Annotated in this window: 22 protein-coding genes; 12 read left to right on the forward strand and 10 right to left on the reverse strand. The window is 40.7% G+C overall.

The window, feature by feature from the left end:
• Positions 1-366 precede the first annotated feature (366 nt).
• From ACPEH5_RS02550 to ACPEH5_RS02560, 3 genes are read right to left on the reverse strand one after another with little or no spacing between them, the layout of a single operon-like run.
• A complete protein-coding gene (locus tag ACPEH5_RS02550) occupies positions 367-546 on the reverse strand; it encodes a DUF2474 domain-containing protein (protein WP_048607056.1) in 180 nt (59 codons plus the stop codon).
• Complete coding sequence (cydB, locus tag ACPEH5_RS02555; RefSeq protein ID WP_166696769.1) at positions 503-1513, reverse strand: cytochrome d ubiquinol oxidase subunit II; 1011 nt, start codon at positions 1511-1513, stop codon at positions 503-505. The genes ACPEH5_RS02550 and cydB overlap by 44 nt, the downstream gene beginning before the upstream one ends.
• A complete protein-coding gene (locus ACPEH5_RS02560; RefSeq protein ID WP_042843965.1) occupies positions 1503-2840 on the reverse strand; it encodes a cytochrome ubiquinol oxidase subunit I in 1338 nt (445 codons plus the stop codon). The genes cydB and ACPEH5_RS02560 overlap by 11 nt, the downstream gene beginning before the upstream one ends.
• Positions 2841-3067: 227 nt before the next feature.
• Here ACPEH5_RS02560 and ACPEH5_RS02565 point away from each other — a divergent pair, with 227 nt between their 5' ends.
• On the forward strand, positions 3068-4492 hold the full coding sequence (locus ACPEH5_RS02565; RefSeq protein WP_048607059.1) for a PLP-dependent aminotransferase family protein: 1425 nt from the start codon (positions 3068-3070) through the stop codon (positions 4490-4492).
• Between the two features lie 92 nt (positions 4493-4584).
• On the forward strand, positions 4585-5151 hold the full coding sequence (locus ACPEH5_RS02570; RefSeq protein ID WP_042843962.1) for a HutD/Ves family protein: 567 nt from the start codon (positions 4585-4587) through the stop codon (positions 5149-5151).
• Here the strand turns inward: ACPEH5_RS02570 and ACPEH5_RS02575 are convergent.
• Positions 5148-5759 (reverse strand): LysE family translocator, encoded by a 612-nt coding sequence (locus ACPEH5_RS02575; RefSeq protein WP_048607063.1) that lies wholly within the window; start codon positions 5757-5759, stop codon positions 5148-5150. The genes ACPEH5_RS02570 and ACPEH5_RS02575 overlap by 4 nt on opposite strands.
• Before the next feature lie 171 nt (positions 5760-5930).
• On the opposite strand from ACPEH5_RS02575, the gene ACPEH5_RS02580 reads away from it, so the two are divergent.
• The 8 genes from ACPEH5_RS02580 to ACPEH5_RS02615 all read left to right on the forward strand — a co-directional run bounded on the left by ACPEH5_RS02580 (position 5931) and on the right by ACPEH5_RS02615 (position 16746).
• Positions 5931-6392, forward strand: a complete 462-nt coding sequence (locus tag ACPEH5_RS02580) for an Lrp/AsnC family transcriptional regulator (protein WP_206227183.1) — start codon at positions 5931-5933, stop codon at positions 6390-6392.
• A 784-nt stretch (positions 6393-7176) separates the two neighbouring features.
• Positions 7177-8541 (forward strand): radical SAM protein, encoded by a 1365-nt coding sequence (locus ACPEH5_RS02585; RefSeq protein WP_166684881.1) that lies wholly within the window; start codon positions 7177-7179, stop codon positions 8539-8541.
• Complete coding sequence (locus ACPEH5_RS02590; RefSeq protein ID WP_131679970.1) at positions 8534-9211, forward strand: TorD/DmsD family molecular chaperone; 678 nt, start codon at positions 8534-8536, stop codon at positions 9209-9211. The genes ACPEH5_RS02585 and ACPEH5_RS02590 overlap by 8 nt, the downstream gene beginning before the upstream one ends.
• 32 nt (positions 9212-9243) lie before the next feature.
• Positions 9244-11826: a molybdopterin-dependent oxidoreductase gene (locus tag ACPEH5_RS02595; RefSeq protein WP_048607069.1), complete on the forward strand. Its 2583-nt coding sequence runs from the start codon at positions 9244-9246 to the stop codon at positions 11824-11826.
• Between the two features lie 13 nt (positions 11827-11839).
• Positions 11840-12382 carry a DMSO/selenate family reductase complex B subunit gene (locus ACPEH5_RS02600; RefSeq protein WP_042843955.1) on the forward strand — a complete coding sequence of 181 codons (543 nt, stop codon included), beginning with the start codon at positions 11840-11842 and terminating at the stop codon, positions 12380-12382.
• Positions 12383-12393: 11 nt separating this feature from the next.
• Entirely contained in the window at positions 12394-13248 is an 855-nt protein-coding gene (locus tag ACPEH5_RS02605; RefSeq protein WP_181469238.1) for a dimethyl sulfoxide reductase anchor subunit family protein, read from the forward strand.
• A gap of 210 nt (positions 13249-13458) precedes the next feature.
• Complete coding sequence (locus tag ACPEH5_RS02610) at positions 13459-15582, forward strand: TonB-dependent receptor family protein (RefSeq protein ID WP_281110908.1); 2124 nt, start codon at positions 13459-13461, stop codon at positions 15580-15582.
• An 18-nt stretch (positions 15583-15600) separates the two neighbouring features.
• On the forward strand, positions 15601-16746 hold the full coding sequence (locus ACPEH5_RS02615) for an ABC transporter substrate-binding protein (protein WP_131679973.1): 1146 nt from the start codon (positions 15601-15603) through the stop codon (positions 16744-16746).
• An 82-nt stretch (positions 16747-16828) separates the two neighbouring features.
• Here ACPEH5_RS02615 and ACPEH5_RS02620 read toward each other — a convergent pair whose 3' ends face one another.
• The 5 genes from ACPEH5_RS02620 to ACPEH5_RS02640 form a co-directional block, all read right to left on the reverse strand.
• The gene (locus tag ACPEH5_RS02620) at positions 16829-18643 is read right to left on the reverse strand and encodes a CocE/NonD family hydrolase (protein WP_166686481.1); all 1815 of its coding nucleotides are present in this window, start codon (positions 18641-18643) and stop codon (positions 16829-16831) included.
• A gap of 10 nt (positions 18644-18653) precedes the next feature.
• The gene (locus ACPEH5_RS02625; RefSeq protein WP_048607074.1) at positions 18654-20069 is read right to left on the reverse strand and encodes a YfcC family protein; all 1416 of its coding nucleotides are present in this window, start codon (positions 20067-20069) and stop codon (positions 18654-18656) included.
• Between the two features lie 26 nt (positions 20070-20095).
• Positions 20096-20818, reverse strand: a complete 723-nt coding sequence (locus ACPEH5_RS02630) for an IclR family transcriptional regulator (RefSeq protein WP_042843951.1) — start codon at positions 20816-20818, stop codon at positions 20096-20098.
• 268 nt (positions 20819-21086) lie between these two features.
• A complete protein-coding gene (locus ACPEH5_RS02635; RefSeq protein ID WP_210814140.1) occupies positions 21087-21515 on the reverse strand; it encodes a DMT family transporter in 429 nt (142 codons plus the stop codon).
• Between the two features lie 4 nt (positions 21516-21519).
• A complete protein-coding gene (locus ACPEH5_RS02640; RefSeq protein WP_281110907.1) occupies positions 21520-21996 on the reverse strand; it encodes a DMT family transporter in 477 nt (158 codons plus the stop codon).
• A 112-nt stretch (positions 21997-22108) separates the two neighbouring features.
• Between ACPEH5_RS02640 and ACPEH5_RS02645 the strand changes: the two genes are divergently transcribed.
• Positions 22109-23026: a LysR family transcriptional regulator gene (locus ACPEH5_RS02645; protein ID WP_281110906.1), complete on the forward strand. Its 918-nt coding sequence runs from the start codon at positions 22109-22111 to the stop codon at positions 23024-23026.
• Between the two features lie 53 nt (positions 23027-23079).
• Positions 23080-24057, forward strand: a complete 978-nt coding sequence (locus ACPEH5_RS02650) for a Gfo/Idh/MocA family protein (protein ID WP_210814141.1) — start codon at positions 23080-23082, stop codon at positions 24055-24057.
• Between the two features lie 65 nt (positions 24058-24122).
• Here ACPEH5_RS02650 and ACPEH5_RS02655 read toward each other — a convergent pair whose 3' ends face one another.
• Positions 24123-25772 carry an alpha-keto acid decarboxylase family protein gene (locus tag ACPEH5_RS02655; protein WP_166684888.1) on the reverse strand — a complete coding sequence of 550 codons (1650 nt, stop codon included), beginning with the start codon at positions 25770-25772 and terminating at the stop codon, positions 24123-24125.
• Positions 25773-25884 lie beyond the last annotated feature (112 nt).

Genomic DNA, 25884 nt, shown 5'->3' on the forward strand with positions numbered 1-25884 from the left:
TGGTAATTATTATCATTATCATGAATATGCCGAAAAGTTGCAATACATAGTCTATGATTGTGGGGAGGATTTTTGTGTTTTATTAACCGGTAGTCAATTGAGTGATTGATCTGTACTGATAGCCGTCACTTAAGGAATAGCGATGGGATGACTATTCAGCAGGGGTTAATCGATAAATCAGTAAAATAAAGCGGTATAGTATGGTCGTAAGAATACATTTGAAGGCATGAAAAATTGACTGAATATGTAAAAAGGTACTTTGTTACGTTGTAACGTTTAGGCAATGAACTCTTTTGACTCACTGAATGCACTCAGCGTATTTATAAAATATGCCGTATATAAACTATACGGCATTCAATAGGTTAACTACTTCACTTTCATTCCGGCGGCGGTCATCATTAACTTAAATAGATAAGAGAATGCGAATAACGCGAATACACTCCCTAGCCAAATGACCGCCATCCAACCAAGTTTTTTCCACCAAGGTGAGGCTATCACGTTATCAGTGGTAGCCTTGGTCTGGGGTAATTTTTCCTCTGAAGACATAGTAACTCCAATAGGTATAAGCCAAAATAACGGGAATAATGAATAATGCACCAACGAGCATAAAGCCTAAGCTTTCCGGTGGACCAGCGGCTTCACGGAAGCTAATTACTGGCGGAATGAGCGTTGGCCAAATACTGATCCCTAGGCCAGTAAAACCAAGGAAAATCAGTAAAAGTGCCGCCAAGAATGGCACGCTATCATGTTGCTGGCGTTTAGCACTCTTTAAGATCAACCAAGTGCAGCCTAATACTAGTAATGGAACAGGTAAAAAGAAGAATAGGTTAGGGAGTGAGAACCAACGGTCAAACACAGCTTCATTTAACATTGGCGTCCATAAGCTAATGATTGCAATAACAGCTAACATCAGTAAGGTTAATGGGCGCAGGATACGATACATGGTACGGCGTAGGTGGCCTTCAGTTTTCATGATTAACCAGCCACAAGCGAGCAACGCATATGCCACGACTAAGCCAAAACCACAAAATAGTGGGAACGGCGCAAACCAATCAAAATAGCCCCCCATGTAAACGCGGTTTTCAACATGGAAGCCTTGAATAAATGCCCCGACAACCACACCCTGCACAAATGTGGCGAAAATAGACCCCCAAATAAAGGCATGATCCCAATGTCGACGATGCGATTCGTCTGCTCTAAAGCGGAACTCAAAAGCAACACCTCGGAAAATCAACGCTAATAACATGAAGGTTAAAGGGATAGAAAGAGCATCTAATACAATTGCATAGGCGAGTGGGAATGCACCAAATAAGGCGGCACCACCTAAAACCAGCCAAGTTTCATTGCCATCCCATACGGGGGCAACGCTATTCATCATCAAATCGCGGTCTTGGCTATCTTTCAGGGCTGGATACAAGATCCCTATACCTAAATCGAAGCCATCCATTACGATATACATCAACATACTAAATACAATGATGACAAACCAAATGAGAGGTAAATCAATGCCCATGAGTTGCGTCCTCCGCGATACCTTTACGAATTAATTTCATCATGTACATGTAACCGATACCGAATACACTGCCATAGACGACAAAGAAAGCGATTAGGCTAATACTCATGTGCATTTCACCGTGTGCACTAACAGCATCAGCGGTTCGCTGTAACCCATAGACAACCCATGGTTGGCGGCCTATTTCTGTGGTAAACCACCCTGCAAGAATAGCGATTAAACCAGAAGGTGCCATGAAGAAAATAAAACGTAAAAATGCTTTTGACTCGTAAAGGTTTTTACGATAACGCAGCCAAAGCCCCCACACGCCAGCAACTATCATTAACAAGCCTAGCCCGACCATGACGCGGAATGACCAAAACACCATAAACACATTTGGCCTATCTTCTGGTGCATATTCTTTTAACGCTGGCACTTGTTTATCAATGCTGTGTGTTAAAATTAAACTTGCCAGATAAGGGATTTCGATAGCGTATTCCGTTTTTTCTTTTTCTTGGTTGGGGATACCAAATAAAATAAGTGGCGTCGCTTCACCGGGTTTGTTTTCCCAATGGCCCTCCATTGCAGCAACTTTAACTGGTTGATGTTTCAATGTATTTAAGCCGTGTGCATCACCAATCAAAGCTTGAACGGGGGCTAATACCAAAATTAGCCACAGTGACATGGAAAACATCTTTTTCATGGCACTGGACTTGTTACCTTTTAGTAGGTGCCATGCAGCAGAAGCACCGACAAAGAAAGCTGCCGCAAGGAATGCTGCGGTTGTCATGTGCAGTAGGCGATAAGGGAAGGATGGATTGAAAATAACGGCCAACCAGTCAACGGGTACAATACGACCATCAATGATTTCAAAGCCTTGTGGCGTTTGCATGAAGCTGTTAGATGCTAAGATCCAGAATGTTGAGATAATGGTTCCGAGTGCGACCATGCAAGTCGCAAAAAAGTGAAGTTTTTCACCCACACGGTTCATACCAAACAGCATTACACCAAGGAAACCCGCTTCTAAGAAAAATGCAGTGAGGACTTCATAAGTTAGTAATGGCCCAGTAATACCGCCTGCAAAATCAGAGAAGAAGCTCCAGTTAGTCCCAAATTGATAAGCCATTACCAACCCAGAAACGACACCCATTCCGAAATTAACCGCAAAAACTTTTGACCAAAAATGGAACAGCTTTATATAGTCTTCATCACGAGTTTTAAGCCATAAACCTTGAAGCACAGCGAGGTAACTCGCTAGCCCAATCGTAATGGCGGGAAAAATAATATGGAACGAGACCGTAAACGCAAATTGAATACGGGCGAGTTCCAACGCACTTAGTCCAAACATATTGACCCCTGAATGGAAATGTTAATGGCACGCCCATTTAAAGCTTTGGTGATAACAATCGAAGCGCTTATCCCTAGCAAAAAATCGTTAACGCCGGAATACAGCTAAAAATGTTTTGTGCTTATAGTTAAAAAAAGTCAGGTGAATGTGTGGATAAGTAGAACATGAGACGATAAACTATAATAGTAACAATTATTGAGAAATTAACTATAACAGTTGAGGCGGCTATGACGAGATATGAACAGTTAGCAGCGCAAATTCGTCAACAAATTGAAGACCATATCTGGCAAGTTGGTGACAGATTACCTTCACTTAGGGAAAGCGTTAAGCAATCAGGTCTGAGTTTAATGACCGTGGTACAAGCCTACCAATTACTCGAAAGCCAAGGTTGGGTCGTTGCTCGCCCGCAATCGGGCTACTATGTGGCTAACCGTAATAATTCATTTGCTGCGGCAAAGGGAGGAAAAGGGCTACATTTAAATGAAAATGTAGAGATTAACGCCTCTATTTTTGGTGTGCTACAAGCTTGTAAGGACCCTGATATTATCCCATTTGGCTCCGCATTTCCAGAACCCGCCCTGTTAGATGAACCAAAGCTTGCTAAATCGCTAGCTTCAGTGGCAAGGCGCTTATCAAAATTTAATACACCAGCGAACCTTCCTCCGGGGAATGAGCAATTACGGCGTAATATTGCCCAACGTTATGCCACTCAAGGGATCCACGTTGCACCCGATGAAATTGTCATTACAGCTGGGGCGATGGAGTCCTTAGTTCTTAGCTTACAATCAGTTACGCAACCAGGGGACTGGGTTGTTATCGAGTCTCCAGCATTTTATGGTTCTTTACAGGCGATAGAACGTTTAAAACTCAAAGCAATAGCTATCAAAACTGACCCTATCTTTGGTATCGACCTAGATGCACTTGAAGAGATAGCGAATAAATACCCAATTAAAGCCTGTTGGTTAATGACTCACTATCAAAACCCCCTTGGCGGCACGATGCCACAGGCTAACAAAAAGCGCTTAGTTGATATTCTCAATAAACACCAAATTGCGTTAATTGAAGATGATGTTTACGGTGAACTCTATTTTGGCAATAAACAACCCATCCCTGCTAAGGCTTTAGATACCAAAGGTAATTTCTTCCATTGCTCTTCATTTTCCAAATGTTTAGCGCCGGGTTATCGGGTTGGCTGGGTTGCGGCTGGTCACCACGCGACAAAAATTCAACATTTACAAATGATGAGCACAGTTTCTGCCAGTGTACCGACTCAATTGGCGATTGCTGAGTATCTTTCTCTGGGCGGTTATGACAATCATTTGCGTAAACTGCGGCAAACTATGGAGCAACGTCAACATCAGATGCTCGGGGCCATAGCAAAATATATGCCGGCTTCAGTAAAAGTTAATATGCCTAAAGGCGGGTATTTTTTGTGGTTAGAATTTGAAGCACCTTTTAATGCTATTCGTCTTTATCAATTGGCTCTTAAAGAAGGGATCAGTATTGCGCCTGGTAGTATGTTTTCAACGAGCGAGCAGTTCAACCATGCATTTCGTCTGAATGCTTCATTTACATGGAACGAGCAAGTAGAAGAGGCCATGAAAACTTTAGGTCGTTTATGTCACTATTTAATTAATGAGAGGCGCGAATAGTCACATTATTGTTGTTAATTCATTGCCTTGAGAGACTAACTTTGCCAATCTAAGCTAAAACCACAAGTACCAATGGCAGCATAGGGGGTAATGTGAAAATAAAATGTTTTGATATGACGGAGTTACCTATCCTTGATTGGAATGATGGCGGGGGGTTTAGCCAAGAGGTTTTTTGCTGGCCTGTCGCATCGGATTACTCTTTACGTGCAAGTATTGCAACGATTAATAAAGATAGCTACTTAAAACGCTATGCCGAAGGCGAAAGGCTAGCTATCTTGCTTAATAAACAGCCGCTTTCATTAACCGATAACAAGGGTGTTGAATATCCACTAGGGCAAGTGGGTGACAGTATTCAGTTTTCTGCTCAGCAGTATTGTGCAGTTAATATAAAGCAACCCTCAACTCAATTATTGAATTTTATTTTTCGACAAGATAGGTGGAGCGTTAAAAATTATTTAGTGACTGAAAAACGTAGGTTACCGGCAAACCAAGCAGGCCTTGTTTATGTACTTGAGGGCCAGTGGGAGGTTTTTGGTGGAAATTGTAACATAATGGCAAAAGGGCAAGGGGGCTGGTGGCTTCCTGATATCGGTGAAGGGGAGGTTAAGCCACTTAGCACCGATAGCAAATTAATTTGGATTGAGTTGTTGCCTCACTAGCTGGTTGCTAAGCCAATTGCAGCAAAAGTCAGCATTCCCCCTGCAACACCTTCGGTTATGCGGCGTTTTTTATCATTATAAGTTTGCTTGTTATGCATGGACGCAAATAATGCTCCGATCACACCGTAAATAACAATACAAGAAAAAATAAAAGTGGCAGACAAGATCAACGATTGAATAGCAACACTTTCATTTAATTGGATAAAATTAGGTAAGATGGCGAAGTAAACTAAGAGACCTTTAGGGTTGAGAAAGCTGGTCAAAAAGGCTTTGCCGATGATTGATTTTGTCGAGGCTGTTTTAATGCATATTTCACGTGTTCTGATGGCTGATAGCAGCATACAAACCGCGAGATAAGCCACATACGCGACACCTACCCATTTAATTGTATGGAAAATGGCTGGTGAGGCAGCAACAATCGCTGATAACCCTAATGCGGCAAGTATAGCATGGGTCATATAGCCCATAATAATTCCTAAATTAGCTTTCCAAGCAGCAATGGCCCCGCCGGAAAGACCTTGAGCAGAAATAAACAGCAGATCAGGTCCTGGTGTACATACCAGAGGGATCACAGTTGCGCTAAATAACAGCAAAGTTTGTAACTCCATTTGAATACCTCATGTTGATTATTTTTATTTAACACAACTGGCCAGTCGCAATAAAATTATAACTATGTATCGATAGTGTTGGGTTTTTTTATTGCTTGTAAAGCGTTAATTTTTGATATTAAATATCAAAAATTAACTTAAAAATAGCACTCAGATTCAATAGGTGAAAATATGGTAAAACTTGATGCCATAGATAAACATATTTTACGGGTTTTACAACGAGACGGTAAAATTCAAAATATTGAATTAGCTAAAGAAGTTGGGCTTTCCCCTTCTCCTTGTTTACGCAGAGTTAAATTATTGGAAGAAGCTGGGGTGATAAAACGTTACGTTGCGGTGCTTGATGGCGCTAAGATTGGGGCGGGGTTATCTTTATTTGCGCGTATTTGGTTTAAAACGCAGGATGCTCACACCATCAATCAATTTATCCAAGAGATAAAGCAAATGCCAGAGGTTGTTGAATGCCACTTAATGGCAGGGGAATGTGATGCGCTAATCCGTATTGTGACACATGATCTTGCATCATATCGCCGTTTCCATGCCGACCATCTGACACAAATTAATAGTATTCAAAGTATTAAGACTGAAGTGCCAATGGAAACAGTTAAAGTGACTTATGCATTACCATTATGACAGTATCGCTAATCGTTTATTGTTGTTTTATCAATTTTGTTGGGGCACATTCAGTTAGCTCTACAGTGTTATCAGGTAAGTAAAAATAGCCTGATTTCCCCATTTTTTTGATTTAACAATTAAAATAGTGGGCATAATATGCCTTGTATCAGGCATTATGGCGGTTGTGACGAATCAATAATAGTAACCGATATATTATTTAGTATTTTAAGAAAAGACAATAAGTAAAATATAAAATAAAATTTTTATTTATTAAATATTGTTTAACTATGGGTAGGTGATATTTAATTATATTTTGAAAATTAATTTTACAAATTGAAATATAATTATTGATTTTAATATATAGAGAGAAAAGTTATGGTGAAATAGTAGCGTTGTTGTTTAGTGTGAGAATGTGAAATGTACTTATTTATATATCGGTTCGTTTTTTGATTAGGTATTTGGCTCAATAATAGTAACTGTTGGGTTTATAAATCAATACTACTGATAGCGTAATCTAATTGCTTGATATGTCAGTAATGAAATGGTTTTTTTTTGATCCTGCGCAACATCATTTTATATCCCTTCCTTATACTAGTATTAATCAAAAAAATATAATGCGAATATTTCTTATTTAATGAAGTTAGTAACTCTCAGTTTATTTCAATAACACGAATGTAATTATTGGCACGGCTTTGTTCTGTTATCAGTTTGCCAGTGAATTAGATGGTTATTATATTTCTTTATTCGAATTATGAAGCTCAAATTTTAAAGAAACTATTCGTCAGTAAATTGAAGGAAAACTATGATTTATCCGATTACTGATAGGCTGTTGCCTACCATCAATAACGCTGAGTTTAAGCGTTATGCTATGCGTTATTTGGATATTGAGAGACAAACACAGCAAGCTATTACTCAATATGGGCTTAGTTTTGAACCTGCTTTTTCACAGCAAAGTGAGATAAACCAGCTTAAACAGGATATTAAAGCGCTAGGTGCATGTTTTGCGAATAATGGAAAGAGTATACATAGTCATTGGCTATCGAGTGCTTGTGTGCAGTGCCGCACAGGGGAAGGGAGTTACACCACATTTTTGTCATTAAAATGCCACCGCGACTGCTATTTTTGTTTCAATCCTAACCAAGAGAACTACCAAGGTTTTCAACATGAGATGAGGGACGCTGTTGGCGAAGTTGCTGCAATTGCAGAGCAAGAATACCCGCTAACACATATTGCTTTAACGGGAGGTGAACCATTACTTTTCCGCCAAGAGAGCATTGCGTTTTTCGCAGCAGTTCAACAGAAATTACCTCAGGTTCATAGCCGCTTATATACAGCTGGTGACCCATTAGACCGTAGCACAGCGGTAGCCTTAGCAAACGCAGGCCTTAAAGAAATTCGCTTTAGCATCAAAATTGATGATGCAGAAGAACGGATTGAGAAAGTTTTACACCGCATTGAATTAGCAAGAGAAATTTTCCCGACGGTGATGGTGGAGATGCCGGTTATCCCAGGCACTGAGCCGCAAATGTACAAGTTACTCATGCGGTTAGATGATATTGGTATAGATGGGATTAACTTATTGGAATTTTGTTTTCCTTTAACAAATAGTGACGCTTACCAATCACGGGGCTTTCAACTTAAAAACCCCCCTTATGAAGTGTATTACAATTATTGGTATGCAGGTGGGCTTGCTGTCTCCCAAAGTGAATTAGCTTGTTTGCGTGTGGTTAAATTTGCATTAGAACAACAGCTATCACTTGGTGTGCATTATTGTTCCTTGGAGAATAAACACACAGGTCAAGTATACCAAAGTAACGCATTTTTTCGGCAACATGCTCAGCTTATTGGGCAACATTATCTATTTTCATCTCGCGATTATTTTTATAAAAGCGCCAAAGTATTTGGTGATGACCGCCCACAAGTAGCAAGACTATTAAAACAAGCGGGAATTTCTTATCACGAAGAGTTGTTGCACGGCTTTTTGCAGTTTAATCCCGAATCTATTTTGTATTTAACTTCCCTCGTTGATTTACCCATCGCACTCACCTCACACATCATTGAGCCTGATGAGCAGGGCAACCCTTTAATTAAAGAAGTGAAGGTTGAATTAACGACACCAACTCAATTTTTATTGGCCGATTTGCATGAAGGTTCCTGTAATGAATAACATCCCAACATTTGATTATCTCTATGCGCGTCAATTTGCTTATGACGTATTAAGACGCTTATTAATAGAAGAACCTACCCCTGAGTTATTAAATTATTTGGATAATACGGGGTTGGCATTATTCCCTTGTGATGAAGCATTACCCGCGATGAAAAATGCAATTGAGGAAATGGGAAAAGATTTACAGTCACGGACGTTACAAGCAAACGCGGATAGTTTTGAAGATTTACATTGGGATTTTACCCGCTTATTTATTGGCCCAGAAGCGCCTCCGGCGGCACCATGGGAGTCTACTTATGTCTCCCGTGACAAATTGTTGTTTCAAGAAAACACATTAGCTGTAAAAACCTTTTATCAAAAATATGGGTTCCAATTACCTGAGGGTGACATGGAGGCAGCAGATCATATTGGGTTTGAGTTAGATTTTATGTGGAATTTAAGTCAACGCATTGTTGCGATTGCCGATGTTGGAAATGAGCTAGGCGAAGACGCAAAAAAATTATTGCTAGGGTCATCTGCATTCTTAGATACGCATCTTTTAGCATTTATTACCCCGTTTTGCCGTGCAATGCATAACCATGCAGAAACCTTATTTTATCGCCAATTAAGCTCACTTTTAGAGCTTTTTTTGCGCAACGACCTTAAAAGAATCAATGAATTAGTTAATTAATAATAATAAAGCAAAGTGAAGAGGTAAGAGCAATGTCAGAAAGACAGAAAGTAGCCTTAAGTCGTCGTTCATTTTTAGCATGGACATCGGCGGCATCAGTGATGGCTACGTTGCCGCTAAGTAAACGACTTTATGCTGCAACACCAGAAGAGGAAAAAGCCGTTGCCCAAGCAACCGACGCTGTCACTCAAGGGACATGGAAGCCCGTGGCATGTTGGCATAACTGCGGTGGTCGTTGTGTCAATAAAGCCCTCGTCGTTGAAGGTGTCGTTGTTAGGCAAAAAACAGATGATGTGGTAGCGGACTCACCTGACTTTCCACAACAACGAGGCTGTTTACGTGGGCGTTCTCAACGTAAACAGGTATTCGGCGCCGATCGATTAAAATACCCAATGAAACGTAAAGGTTGGGCTCCCGGAGGGGGAGATAAAAGCTTGCGTGGGCGTGACCAGTGGGTACGTATTAGCTGGGATGAAGCACTTGATATTGTTGCGTCAGAAAGCAAACGCATCAAAGAAAAATATGGTAATGAATCCATTTGGATCACAGGCGGCAATGGTGTTGATATCCAAAATGTTTATGCGAAAGCGGGTGGATTTGTTGGCGACTGGGGAACAACATCATGGGGAGCATGGTTTGAAACACCAGCCCATTTAGGGTTGTTAGAAGGTTTTTATACCTTTGGTACCAATGATCGCTTTGATATGCGTAATTCACAATTGATTGTTATGTGGGGGGCAAACCCTGCGTGGAGTAGCCCTGGTAGCCCAACCTATAACTACTATCAAGCAAAAAAAGCAGGAGCTCGGTTTATTTGTATCGACCCAAGCTATACTGCGACAGCGGAATTAATGGATGCTGATTGGTACCCTATTAACCCGGGTACTGACCACGCTTTAGCGTTGGGCATCATGTATGCTCTATTGGAAATGGACAGCCAAGATAACCCATTAATTGATTGGGATTTCTTGCGCCGTTGTACGGTTGGTTTTGATGAAACTAATATGCCAGCAGGGGCTGATCCAAAAGGTAATTTTAAAGATTATTTATTAGGTACGTATACAGGGGAGCCGAAAACACCTGAATGGGCATCTAACATTTGTGGGTTATCCGCTACAGATATCCGTAAATTGGCCCGTGAAATTGGTGGGACAAACCGAGTGGCACTACTTACTGGCTGGGCTCCAGCTCGTGTTCATAATGGAGAAGGTTGGGTACAAGCATTCTCAACCTTAGGTTTTATGACAGGGCATATGGGTAAACCGGGGCGTATGACAGGGGTAAGCTGCCATTTTGCGGCAGGGAATAACGGTACTCGCTTAGTGATGGCTGGCGACAGTGGTTTACCGGCGGTGCCAAACCCAATTAGCCTGAAAATTAACCATAATGAACTCAACCGTGCATTATTAGAGAAAAAATTCCGTCAACGCGGTGTGGGTGATGTAAACGCTAACATTCAAATGATTATCCACCCATTTAATGCCACACTGCAAACACGCGCCAATATTTCGCAGAGTATTGAAGCCTACCGTAAAGATGTGGAATTAGTGGTAACAGCAGCTTATGTTCCACACACTTGCGCTAAATACTCCGATATTGTACTGCCAGTAACTACCGAATGGGAGCGTGAAGGGACCATATTAAATCCAAGCAACCGCGAAGTTATTATTGCCGCGGTTAATGTGACCCCACCTCTTTATGAAGCGAAAAGTGACCAATGGATTGCCAAAGAAATCGGAAAACGCCTTGGCATTAATGTCGATGAAGTATTCCCTGTTTCTGAGAAACAGCAGTTCTTCAATAAGCTTAATGGCGCAACAATTATTGGTGAAGATGGTAAAACAACTGAGCCATTGCTGACAATTACCCAAGCAGACATTGATGAATGGCAAGTGACAGGCAAACCTCAGCAAGGTCGCATTACATTGAATGAGTTTCTTACCGTTGGGAAATATCAAGTTAAACGAACTAAAGGTGATAACTATGGTTATATCGCCTATGAAGACTTTATTCGAGACCCTGAAGGGAATCCGCGCCCAACGCCAAGTGGTAAATTTGAAATTTATTGCCAAACATTGGTAGAAAAAGCGGATGAATGTGGTTGGACAAAATTACCTCCGATCCCTGAGTACATTCCTTCAGCAAATGGCTATGAAGCTAGCTTTAAGGATTTCTCTAAAAAAGAAAAAGGGGATTATCCATTCCAAATCTATAACCCTCATTATTTACGCCGTTCACACAGTACCCTTGATAATGTGCCTTGGTTACGCGAGCAGTGGCCTAGCCCAATTTACATCAATGCGTCGGATGCAAAGCGCCTAGGAATTAAGCATGGTGAAACGGTGTTAGTTACAAGCCCACAAGGGAAAATTGTACGTCCAGCATTGGTTACCCAAACGATGAAACCAGGAGTGGTTGCATTACCTCATGGTAGTTGGACGAATGTGGATGAAAAAACAGGGATAGATATGGCAGGGGCTGATAATACGCTAACGATCCAAGTACCAACGGGTCTTGGCACATCAGGTTGGAACACCATGCTGTGTAATATCGAGAAATGGCATGGTGATCAATTAGTTCCAGATGCTGCTATTCCACAGCGTATTATTTTTTAGGGGGCAATAAGAAATGGATAAACAAGTCGGATTTTATATAAACGTTGCTGCCTGTATTGGGTGTAAAACCTGTGTAGTAGCTTGTAAAGACAAGAACGACCTTGAGGTTGGGCGTAATTTTCGCCGAGTATATGACGTTGAAGTTGGGGAATACCCGCGGCCTCGTCTCTGGCATTTGTCAATAGCTTGTAATCACTGTGATGACCCTCAGTGCGTCAGTCATTGCCCAACAACGGCAATGCATAAACGTGAAGAAGATGGGGTTGTGTTGGTCGATCACAATAAATGTGTTGGATGCCGCTATTGTACTTGGGCTTGCCCATATGAAGCACCACAATTTGATGCGAGTATTGGTATGATGACCAAATGTGATACCTGCATCGACCTGCGTGAGAAAGGGGGAAACCCTATGTGTGTGGATTCTTGCCCAATGCGTGCCATTGAATTTGGCTTAATCAGTGAATTGCGCAAAAAATATGGCACAAATGCGGATATTGATGGGTTACCAAGCTCATCAATCACGAAGCCGAACCTTGTTGTCGGCACGAAAGGATAAGGAAAACTATCATGCATGAATTTCCATTGGTGATTTTCACCTTATTTATGCAGGCCTCAGTGGGCTGCTTGGTTGTTGCATTAATCTGTTATTTCCGGGTACTTGGCGGGGGAAATGATATTCAGAATGTTCAGTTTATCAAACGACCTGTTTTAGCCAGTTTTGTTTTAGGCTGCGTTGGGTTACTCGGTTCGTTATTTCACATGGGGAACCCTCTGCACATGTTTTACACTATGCTGCACGTGTCGACCTCATGGATGAGCCGTGAAGTTTGGGCGACTGCAATTTACATGGGGTTACTATTTTTTAGTGTCGCTTTACTTTTACTGAAACAAAAAGCGAATGCTGCATTACTGGTACTGAGTGCGATTGCTGGCTTGATGTATATGTATGCGATGTCAGCGTTATATGCCAATACATTATTTAACTTATGGAATGGTTTATTTACTTACGCGAGTTTCTTCGGCGCGGTATTACTGGTAGGCGGTGTTGTTGCTGCACTTTTGCTGGTGGGGTCTTTGCGCCGAAGTGCGAAAGAAGAGCAGGTACAACGAGTGGTTAAAATTACCTTAGGGCTAGGTATTATGGGGATACTACTTATGTTATTAGGGGCTTTATCGCTGCTTGGTAATATAGGTGAGCCGATTTACCTCGGTATGACCCAGCGTGAAATGCCAGAAGGGCTACTGAGTTTAAGCCTTGTTCGTGTAGTGCTAATCGCATTAGGCATACTATTTGTTGGCCGCTTGCTGTGCCAAAAGACGGGGCAAAATACCAACGCTACGGTTGTGATGTCTTTGGCCACGCTGTGTATTTTTGCCGGTGAGGGTGTTGGACGAGTGGTATTTTTCTCACTTGGTGGTTAATTTATCATCATATTAATCTAAAATCCGAAGGTGAGCTCCTTCGGATTTTTTTTATATGCTTATGTGCATTTTAGTACAGCAAAAACTAAATTATGATTGTAAAAGTGGGTTATTGACAAATTAATTACCAAAAGTGAGTAAATTATGTTGATTGTTATTAATGATTATAATTATCATTATCGCTCTTAATTCTCTTTTAGCTCATCGGTTATGAAATTAAAAACTCGCAAATTACTTACCCCCCTCGCAATTTCTACTGCTCTGATATCTCATTACGCTGTTGCGGCTGATAATACAAAGAGTGACCAAATCACAGTTACGGGCAATTGGCTCGAAAATACACAAGACAGTGAAGTGGTATTTAATCATCCCGGCGCTAGAACGGTAAAAACACAACAACAAATAAAAGAAACTGGCAGTGAAACAATCGCAGATGCATTAAAAGGGATCCCAGGTGTACAAGTTCGTGAAAGTAATGGAACCGGTGGCAGTGATGTTTCTTTGAATGTGGGAGTCCGTGGGTTAACTTCGCGTCTTTCACCGCGCTCAACTATTTTGCTTGATGGGATGCCATTAGCCGCAGCACCTTATGGCCAGCCGCAGCTTTCTATGTCCCCATTATCTTTGGGAAGTATTGAATCTATTGATGTCATACGCGGAGGGGCTTCGGTACGTTATGGGCCACAAAATGTAGGGGGAGTGATTAATTTTGTAACTAAGCCTATCCCTAAAGATTTTGGTGGCGGTGTATCAGTACAGACGCAGGGTGCCAAAACAGGCGGGTTAAAAACATTAGTGGATGCCTCGCTAGGGGGCTCTAAAGCGGATGATTCTGCTGGGGCAATTTTGCTTTATTCGGGTTTACACGGGCAAGGTTACCGTAAAAGCAATAATAACACGGATATTGATGACCTCATGCTGAAAACGCGTTATGCCTTAACAGATAACGATGAATTATTAGCTAATTTTCATTATTACCGTGCAATGTCGGGTATGCCCGGAGGCTTGACCCAAGCTGAATATAATGCTGACCCATTCCAATCAACACGGCCTTATGACCGTTTTGAAGGTAATCGGCAGGATCTGTCATTGAAATACAAGCACGAAGTAGATGACAAACAATTTGAATTGATGACTTGGTTTAGCAAAAGTTACCGGGGGAGTTATATAGAAAGTGACCATAAAGAAAAAGCGAATGAAAGGCGCTTAGTGTCTTACCCTCGTCATTATACTGCTTATGCGATTGAACCAAGTTACTCGCAATTATTCCGTTTTAATGATATTTCCCATGAGGTTACCATTGGTTATCGTTATTTAAATGAAACGGCAGATGAAAAAGCGTACCGCTCAAATTGGTACCAAGCGGGGAGCCAAAGCACTCGCCCTGATACCAATAATTATTATCAGCACACGTCTGGGGGAACAGAAGCCCATGCGATTTATTTGGATGACACTATCGATGTTGGTAATTGGACGCTTATTCCCGGAATTAGATACGAAAATATTAACATTCATTTAGACGATAGCTTTAAAGAACAACATCGTAGTAAACGTTATAGTGAACCACTTCCTGCACTAGCTGTGATCTACCATATTGATGATGAATGGAAGTTATTTGCCAATGCCAGCACATCATTTGGGAGTTTGCAATATTTCCAATTGAATACTAAAGGGGTCGGTAACTCGCCTGCGAATGGGTTAAGTGCAGAAAAAGCGCATAATTATGAAGTAGGTACTAAATACGACAATACCGCCTTGTCCCTTGAAGCAACATTATTTTATATCGATTTTGATGACCAATTATTATACGTTGAAAATACAACGGGTTGGACGAACCTAGGTGCAACAACACACCAAGGTGTCGAGTTAGCCGCGAGGTACAACTTATCTGACCTTACTGATGTACTTGAAGGCGCGAGTGTTTACAGTACCTATACCTACACTAAGGCGGTGAGTAAGAAAGGGAACTTTGCTCATAAAGATTTACCTTTTTATTCACGCCAAGTATTCACCGCAGGTGGCCGTTACGAAACGGGGAATTGGGTTTGGAACTTGAATACTTATGCGCAATCAACCCAAGAGTCACCAGGCACAACAGACCAATATGTTACTAAACCAAGCGTGGATGGCCGTTATGGGACTATCCCAGGTTATATGGTATGGGACGCTCGCGGTGAATACCATTTTGGGAGAAGTTTGTCTGATTTAACGCTATCCGCTGGTATTAAAAATTTATTTGATCAAACCTATTTCACACGCTCTACGGATAACAATTATGGCATTTATGTTGGGCAGCCGAGAACTTACTACGTTCAAGCGTCTGTGAAATTTTAATGAATATAAGGCAAAACAATGACTGGTAGACAAACTATCAAAAAATTGGGTGTAATTCTTAGCGTCGTTAGCCTATTTTTTGCGGCTACAAGCATGGCTACACCTACTGTGGTCACGGATATTGCAGGTCGGGAAGTCACGGTGAATGTGCCAGTATCCCGTGTAATGTTAGCGGATAGCCGTGTCTTGGTAGCACTGAATATACTACATCCCAAAACGCCATTAAAAGGGGTTATTGCTTGGGATGACGCGTTAATAAAAAAAGCACCTGACCTAAGTGTTGCATATAGCAAAAAATTCCCAGAACTCAAAAAGATCCCTGTGTTTCCTAACCCATACACTACTGATTTCAGCGTAGAAAAAGCGCTAGTTGCTCAACCCGATTTATTGATTTTTGATATTGGCTTGAAAAGCAAGCTAACAGAAAGCGGGACGTTATCATTATTGGAAAAAAGCGGTTTACCTGTCATTTTTATCGATTTTAGACAATACCCACTTAAAAATACTATGCCGAGTATGACGATACTCGGGCAAGTATTTGGTGAGGAGCAGCAGGCGAAGGAATTTAACCAGTTTTATCAACAAAAATTGGGGTTAATTCGTTCAAGGGTCTCCTCGATTGATAAAGATAAACGTCCAAGTGTGTTTATTGAAAGGGCCGCTGGTATTTCAGGGGTTGATTACTGTTGTAAAACCTTTGGTAATGGTAATTTTGGTGAGTTTGTTGAAACAGCAGGGGGAAACAACCTCGGTTCACAATGGTTTAGCATTGGCATGGGTGGGGAAATTAGTGAGGAGCAATTAATCCACAGCAACCCAGATTACTATTTGATGACAGCCGCTGATTGGGATAGTACCCGTAAAGGCAGCGCTTCAGTACCATTGGGTTATACAGGGGATAAACAAAAGTCTCTAGCGCGACTGAACAAGCTGATGGAACGCCCTAAGTTTCGTTCGTTAGCGGCATTTCAAAACAAACAAGTATTAGCACTATATCAACAATATTATGATACTCCATTTAATATTATTGCAGTGGAGGCGATTGCGAAGTTTATCCATCCGGAGCTATTTGCGGATCTTGATCCCCAAGCCGATAGCGACTATTTACACCAAACTTTTACCGCGCTAGATGGTGACGGTGTATTTTGGGTACAAGCACAATAGGCGATGACCATGTTTTACCTGCTTTAGTGTTATCAAATAACTAAAGCAGGTAACGGAATACATTAACTATTATTGAAAACGATTAACGTGGTTTAATAACAGGTAATACAATTTTTGATGGGTGTTCGCTCGAAATATGTATGTTATTGCGGGCTACTTGTAATTTCCTATCACCTGCAATCATTTCCCCCGTATTGGTATTGAAATCATATTTGGGGAAATTACTGCTTGAGATATCTAACCGGATACGGTGGCCCTTGGTAAAGCGGTTAGCACAAGCAAATGGTTTTATCTTCACTTCAACAATTTGCTCCGGTATGAGTAACTGTTTTTGTTCATAGCCATTACGAAAGCGGCAACGTATGATGCCATCGGTGATATTCATTGCATACCCTTGTGGGTAATCATCACTTGGTGGGTAAACATCGATCAGCTTTGCTGTAAAGTCGGTATCCAGGGCATCACTACTGATCCATAATGAGACTTCAATATCCCCAGCTAAGCATACCTCTTCTTGTAATTCTTCCGTTTCAAATACCAGTACATCAGAACGAGATGCAAGGGGGAGGTTATTTCCTTTGCTACCAAAAAACTGCGGTAATTCACGCTGATCAAATGCACCGCCCCAAAATATGGGTTGCCCAGATGTTAAAGCCCCTCCAATTGTCGGGACGGGGTGTTTAGGGTCATAACAATAGGATAAAGTCACTGTTTCAGAGTATTTTTCATGGCGTAATGAATTGTCGGGCCATAAATAAAAAGCTGTAGGCTTAATATTGGGCAGCGGCCATTGGTGATGGGTTAGCCACTGGCCACCATGCTCTAAACGCCCGTTAGTATTACGTTTACCCGAACCTCCCCCCATCATAAAAATAGTTACATCCTCATGGGGGCAGTCAGTTGTATTACCTTGTAAGTGTTCTTGGAACCAAGATAAACGGCAAGATAACCAATCTTCGCTTACATTGCGGTCAAATGTTGCGATATCACCAAACTCGACATCACCACTGTGGGTGATATTACGATCCCCATGTAACCAAGGCCCCATGATTAATTTTTGCGGGGATTGTTTCTTGGTGACAAATGCACGGTAATTATCTAATGTGGAACTGACATAGGCATCATACCAGCTGGACATGAATAGTACTGGGATATCAGGTATCTGGTCATAATATCCTTCCGCATAAATGCCTATTTTCTGCCAATAATCTGTAAAACACTCTTCTTCCCACTGCTCAAACAAGTAGGATTCATATTCAGGGACATGTTTTAGTAAGGTATGTCCTTGATGCCATGGCATTGCAGCAAACCAATCATGAATATTTTCTTGCTCAAGTGCTGCTGCTATTTTAGCCGATTGTTGCGCTAATGGACTTAATTTTGCTTGCTTAAATGCCCAAGTAGCTTGTTTAAGTTCAAATGCGCCTCCTTGGCGGATCCCACACTGAAAGGCATTGGCAAAACCGCCGGAATCTAACACCATAGTTAGCAAACCTGGAGGGTTCAAACAAGCCATTGCCAATTGCGTGTGTGCGGCATATGAGAGGCCCATTGAACCTATTTTCTTATTGCTCCAAGGTTGTTCCATGATCCATTGTAATGTGTCGAAACCATCCTCGGCTTCATTAATGTATTTAGTGAATACTCCTTCAGAGTCATAGCGCCCACGGCAATCTTGAAATATCACAATAAACCCGTGGTTAACGAAATACTGGGCCATCTCTTGGCGTGTAATTTGATGTCCAGAAGCCGTTTTTTCTGAGCGTGAAGGTGCAGTTTTATCGTAAGGTGTACGCTCAATAATAACTGGGTAAGCTGCTGATAATTTTCCCTGAGGAAAATAAACATCAGTAGAAAGCGTGATCCCATCGCGCATTGTTACGCGGTAATTCTTCATATCCATCCTGCTAATACCCTATGGTTACTGCTATGGTTAATAAGCCAATTCCGACTGCCATAAAAATTAAAAATAGAGGAAAAATGTATTTTGCCCATGTCGTCCAACTTACCCCTGCGGTAGCTAAGAAGATGAGTAGCCCACTGGATGTTGGTGTGATCATATTGGTTAATCCATTGCCCATTAAAAACGCAAAGACGGTTGTTTGTGGCGAAACGCCTGAAATTTCCCCAACTGGACCTAAAATTGGCATAGTAACGGCGGCTTGACCTGATGTGGAAGGGATGGCGACATCCAGTAATAACTGCGAAAGGAACATGCTATATGACGAGATATAAGCACCATGGTCGCCAACTAAACCAACTAGTTGATGAATAATGGTATCGAGAATTTTCCCTTGTGAAAGAATAATTTCAACGGCGGTAGCTAGGCCAATTAAGACACCAGCAATCAGCACTTTTTTCATCCCGCTGACAAAGGCATCCGCCGCTGCACTGGCGGTTAAGCCGCTACAAAAAGTGAGAATGACACTTAAAAATAAATAATAAGCAGATAAATCATTATTTTTCCAATGCCAGCGATTAGACGCATAAACTAAAAATGCCACGCCAATCGCTAAAACAATGAGCATGAGTTTATGGCGGCGGGTTAACTGACTTGATTGGACATGTTCTTCGACAACATAAGAAGTTAATGTTGTCTTACGAATGCTATAGAAAACAAATAAGATCCCTAAAGTAATAAACACAAAGTAGGCTGCAACCCGCATACTGAGGCCGCTAAACACAGGTAAGCCAACGAGCGGTTGTGCAATAGATAAGGCATATGGGTTAGTAATTGATGCCAAATAACCCACTTTGACAGCGATAGCGACAATAGCAAGACCGATGAGCTCATTAAGCCCGACACGCTTCATTAAGGCAATAACCATCGGGATCACTAAAAGATACTCTTTAGCTAACCCCATAAAGGTACTACCCATAGAAAAAACAATCATTAAAAAAGGGATTAAGAGGTAAATATTGCCACGAGTGACATGCAGCAACCTTTCTAAACCTGACTCAATCGCGCCTGTTTTATTGAGAATACCAAACATGCCACCAATAAATAGCACCATATAAATAAGTGGGGATTGTTTAATAATTCCTTCAGGAATGGCTTTGAATAGCTGAAGTAGGCTGACAGGAGCCGCTTCATTTTCAGCCGGTTTTTCTATTCCCAATACTTGGTCAACAGTTACTTGTTTTGTGATGGTTTGGTAGGAACCTGGAATGACCTTTTTACCCTCGCGTTCATACTGCCCTGAATTAACAAAGTAAGTCATTAAAAAAGCAATAACAACAATGGTTAACATCACTAAAACGGGGTTCATTTGCCAGCCAGGAGATGGTGATGGGCTGTGTATTGTGGTTTGTGTTGGTTGCATGGGTGTTATCTCTTTTATTGTATTAATTATAAGTGGTAACCGAGTTGCCTCGAAATACGTTGAGTCGCTTGGAGTAATTGCTCCGTCATATTGTGTTCTTTTTCATCAGAAAAGCGGCTAAGAGGAAGGCTGATACTGAGTGCTGCAATGCATTCGCCCTGTTGAGAAAAAATAGGGGCGGCAATAGCACCTATTCCCGCCGTTAATTCCCCGCGTGTAATGGCGAAACCCCGTGCCCGTATTTCGTCAAGGGATTTGGTCAGGGAGGCATTTTTTTCAACAAAGGGCGCCTGCACAGTGGTAGGAGCATAGGCGAGTAATACTCTTCCTGAGGCACCTGAACCGAGTGGGCGGCGGTTACCAGCTTCACTGCGAACTTGTAGTGACTGCCCTGAAGCTTTATGAAGAACTTGCAAAATTTCATGGTGATCACGTATACGCAGTTGAATGTTTTCATCAAAAAGTTGGCGTAGATGTTCAGCTTCAATATCAGCTACTTGGATATAGTTGATTTGCTGGCGAGCACAATTTCCTAAGCTTAATAATTGATGACCCAAATGATAGGTAACAGGGTTATCATTTTTTTGTACAAAATCACGATGCTCCAATGTGCATAATAGCCTGTATACTTTAGATTTATTCATTCCAGATAAGCGAGCTAGCTCACTTAATCCAAGGTTATTTTTCTCACCTAATAACATCATCAGTAATAAAGCATCATCAACAGCCGTCACAATATTGTCTTTCATGATTGCCTCACTTGGTTTGCACAGTAAACCACTGGTTTATATAATAAAATTAGCATGGGGAATAACTAAAAATGATTCAAGAGAGTTGTTAATAAATTGTGAGGTGGATTAGGTTTTTGAAAATGAATTTAGCGTGTTAGAAAGTGTATTTAACAATTGATTTTTTATATAAAACAATTGGTTAATTTCTATTTGGCAAATAAAGAAAGCGGATGGCTATTCAAGTAAAAAACAAAATAAACAGAGATAAAAAACCTTAAAAAGTAATTTAATTGGTTCGCCTGATAAAATGAATGGATACACCACCAATAATTAATACAACGCCTATTAATTGTAAGTAGACATTTTGACTATGTGCGCCATTTACAAGGTCAATCACTAAGCTTGAAATCATTTGGCCGCAAATAGCCAGTATTGAGGTGAGCATGACACCAAGCAATGGTAGAACATAGCTATTAATGATAACAAAAAATGCACCAATGATACCGCCAATGAATGCAACTAACGGGATCTCATTGAAATTAAACAGGTATATTTTAAAAATGAGCACCATGATAGTGAGAAACAAAAAACCAACAAAGTGGTTGATTAGTGAACTGTAGAACGCATTATGTTGTTGAGCTAATTTGCCATTTAATGTGCGGCTAATGACAATACAAATACCATTTAGTAATGCGATAAAAATATATATACTCATTTTATTATTTTCCTATAATTAACAAGCTGCAGCCTGTTATTAATAATGTACACATCAGAAAGTCACTAACTGTAATTTTACGTTTTATCACACCAAACCAGCCCATAGCGTCTACTAATAAACCGAATATAATTTGGCCGGTGATCATTAAAATAATGCTTCCCGCAAGTGATAGTGGGCTATTAACGGTTATTGCTGCCAATAAAACGGTAAAGCCTCCAAGAATACCACCTAAATACCAAATCATTTTCCCTTTTTTTATGACTTGTGGCTGAACTTGTTGTTTTCTTACTTGTTGTTTCCTTTTTTGTAAGTAAAAAAAATAAATAACGAGTGAAAATAATGTTCCGATGCCATGAGTAAGCCATGATGCTGTCAATGGTGTTGTAAAGCGGGCTAGGTAACTATTTGCCATGATCATCATTGACAGTAAAACCCCAGAGGCTAAGGCAAGAAAAGATAGAATATATTTATTTTTCATAATGATATGTCTTATCGCGTAAACATTGTATTTCTGTAGCGATAAGGTATGCTGTTTTTTCTTTGGTATCAAGAAAACACACTGTTTCCTTTTGGTTGACAATGGGGTATCTATGGATATGAATGCATTTCCAGTTTTGATTGCAGTGGCTGATAGTTTAAGTCTGACTAAAGCGGCAAATTCATTAAATATGACTAAATCGGCGGTAAGTAAAACAATTCAAATCGTCGAAGACAAACTGGGAATAAAACTTTTCCATCGTACTACTCGAACGGTAAGTTTGACGGAAGCGGGGGCTGTATATATTCGTTATATTCGACAATCTTATCAATTCGCGGTTATGGCAGATGATATTGCCGCTAAATTTAGTGATAAAATAACAGGAACTCTGAGGGTTTCAGCTCCAATGTCTTTTGGTACTTTACACTTAGCTAAAGTTCTCCCCCAGTTTATGCAAAGATACCCTGAGCTTAATGTTGAGTTATCTTTTAATGATAAAGTAGTAGATTTAATTAGTGAGGGATATGACCTAGCTATTCGTATTGGTGCGTTGCCTGATTCGTCCTTAATTGCGCGTAAATTATCCCCTTGCCATAGTCGGCTGTATGCATCGAAATCTTATCTGGCGAAATATGGTTCTCCCCAAAAAATCGCCGATCTTAAAGGGTATAATTGTTTGTGCTATTCATTTTACCAAGTAGGGCAAGAGTGGGTATTTTACCAAAAAGGGAAAAAATATAGCCATATACCAAAAGGGTCTTTTCGTGCCAATAATAGTCAGGCACTAATCCAAGCCGTATTAGCGGATATAGGTATCGCATTGTTACCTTATTTCATTACGGCTATAGGTGACAGTAACCATCAATTAGTTCCTTTATTGGGGAATTATCAATTACCTGAGCACAATATCTATGCGGTATATCCTGCAAAAGAATACTTACCACGAAAAGTCTCAGCATTTACCGAGTTTTTAATTGAACAGTTTGGAACGGGGAGTCAGTATCAAAAATTAATCGAAGGGATTTCTTAATTGTGATGCTCTGTGGCAGAATAAAATTTACTCTTCTTATATAGGTAACGTAGATGAAAATAGCGCTGATTGGTTCAGGTAAAATAATCATGATGGCTCTTGATGCGCTAACGCAGGTGCAAGGGGTAGAATTGGCCGCATTATGTGTTAGGGCTGAAAGTATTGAAAAGGGGGAGTCAATCTGTCAACAATTTGATATAGCTAGCTTGTATACGGATTACGAAAAACTCTTACAACAGCCGGATATTGATGTTGTATATATTGGGCTTCCAAATCATCTGCATTACAAATATACCTATGATGCGTTGGTGGCAAATAAGCATGTTATTTGTGAGAAACCTTTCACGCCAGATTGGGAACAGTTGCAGGAGTTAATTTCTTTATCACGTCAAAAAGGTTTATATCTATTCGAAGCTATTACATCAATACACACACCTGAATTTCATTTTATTAAGCAATATATTGATAAAATAGGCGAAATAAAAATAATTCAAGGTAATTATTCACAATATTCAAGCCGATATAATGATTATTTACAAGGCCATATTCATGCTGCATTTGACCCCAAACAAGCAGGTGGAGCACTGTATGATATCAACCTTTATAATATTTATCTGTTATCCGCATTATTGGGGGCTCCAGAGAAAAGCCAATATATTTGCAACAAAGGGTATAATGGGATTGATACTTCAGGTGTATTAACGGCCTATTTTTCTACTGCGGTAGCTACTTGTGTTGGCGCTAAAGATTCAGCAAGTCCAGGTTATTTTATTATTCAAGGGACGAAAGGCTATATTCGTGTTATTGGCGCACCGAGTCTTTGTGAATCAGTTGAGGTGTGTATTGATGGGGACATCACAACGGTTTCTCGGGATAGGGCAATTAATCATATGGTTTACGAATTTGCGTTCTTTCGTGATCAGATTGCCTCCAATAAATTAACGACTTGCCAAGAACTGCTAGAATTGGCATTAACCGTCTCGAAGATACTGAGTCAATCAAAACATGATGTAGGCTTAGTATTTGAGTAACCTACTTTTAGGTTGCTTTTTATACCTCGGTGTATGAAAACACCGAGGGTACCGAACACTCTGGTTTAAAACGAATATAATGAAGCAATAGAATCACCGAGTTTTTGTGCGAGTTCAGATGCGGCATACCTATCCATAACGATCTCTATATAAGCAGCATTATCTGATAACTCTGCTGCTTTTATTGCGGCATCTAGCTCGTTACAATCAGTGACTCTCTGGCAATACCAATTTGTACACCCCAGTGCTGCGGGTAATTGTGCATAATTCCATTGAGCTATATCATTGTAATAAGCTTCAGGGTTTTTACAGAGTAAGCGCTCAATTAGGTAACCATCATTATTGAGTACAAGAATAATGGGTTTTAAACCAAAACGGGCAAACTGACTAATTTCTTGTACTGTCAATTGGTGTGAACCTTCCCCTGTGACTAGAATAACGCGTCGCTGTGGTGCAGCGATGGCCGCGCCAAAGGCAGCGGGGGTCGCCCAGCCAATCGAACCCCATAGAGTCTGGTTATAGACCTGAGCATTTTCAGGTAATAAGGCGAAACCTAAGCCCATGGAAGCGGTGCCTGTTTCCGTAATAATAATATCATCCTTTTTAAACATTTTTTCTAGGCGTGGATAGAGGTAGGCGGCGGTAATTTTCCCTTGTTGATTTTGAATTGGTTCTCCGAGCCCTTGTGCTGTGATGCCTCGATGGTTTAATGATGGGGCTAGCCTTTTCAGTTCGCTAAGCACGTCTTTCATATAAACTTGTGGATAAACGGCAGAGCCTATTTTGACATGGTCTGCTAGAATATTAATCCAGTTTTCCACTTTAACAGTTGCGGTAAAACTCCCTGAATTAAAATCAGTTAATACAGCCCCTATACCTAAAATACAGTCACAATTTTCAACAAATTCAGCGACAGCATGGTTCATTAATTGGCCATTATAAATCCCCATATAGCTCGGATTAGACTCACTTAAAATAGCTTTATCCATAAACATGGTTGCATAAGGAAGCCCTGTTTTATTGATAATAGTTTGAACATCGTCAGCTAAGCCGAGTCGAGCCGTTAAAATACCGGGAATAACGCAGGCTTGTGAGCTTGAATTGAGTTTTTCTATGATAGCGGTTACTGCAGCTGATAGTGACTCATCATTACTTTTATGTATAGTGATTGTTTCAGTGTTTTCATCTGCGATGACAGGCATGACTGCGTAGTCAGAGGGAAAACCTAGGTAAACAGGGCGCCGCTCATGTAAGGCTGTCGTGATTAAACGTTCGGTTTCTGCTATGCAGTTTTCAGGTGTTAAAATGGCATGAGCACAGCTTAAATGTTGGCTCATTTGATAAAAAACATCAAAATCACCATTACCAAGAGAATGGTGAACTAAGCGATGCTTTTTCTGCACGCCGCTTGCTGGCATCCCTACAAGGTGGAAAATAGCAAGGTTTTCAGCATAAGAACCGGCAATACCATTTAATGCGCTCAGTTCGCCCACACCAAAGGTTGTAGACAGTGCGGCGGCACCCTTTGTCCGCGCATAGCCGTCTGCTGCATATGAGGCGTTTAATTCGTTGCAATTGCCTATCCAACGCATATTTTTACTTTCACAAACTGCATCTTCAATTGGGAAGGCGTAGTCACCAGCAACACCAAAAATGTCACAAATTCCAATTTCGTTTAAGCGGCTCAGAACATGTTCAATGACTGTCTTACTCATTATATTGCTCCTAGTAATTATATTAGACAAATCTTCTGCTTTATATTATTTCTAGTGCATAATTCTCTTATTTGGAAATCACATATAATCATCGTAGCTATAACTAAAAGTA

Origin of the sequence: Providencia sp. NPDC089933 (assembly GCF_049545585.1) — a bacterium.
In the GTDB taxonomy this organism is placed as follows: Bacteria; Pseudomonadota; Gammaproteobacteria; order Enterobacterales; family Enterobacteriaceae; genus Providencia; species Providencia huashanensis.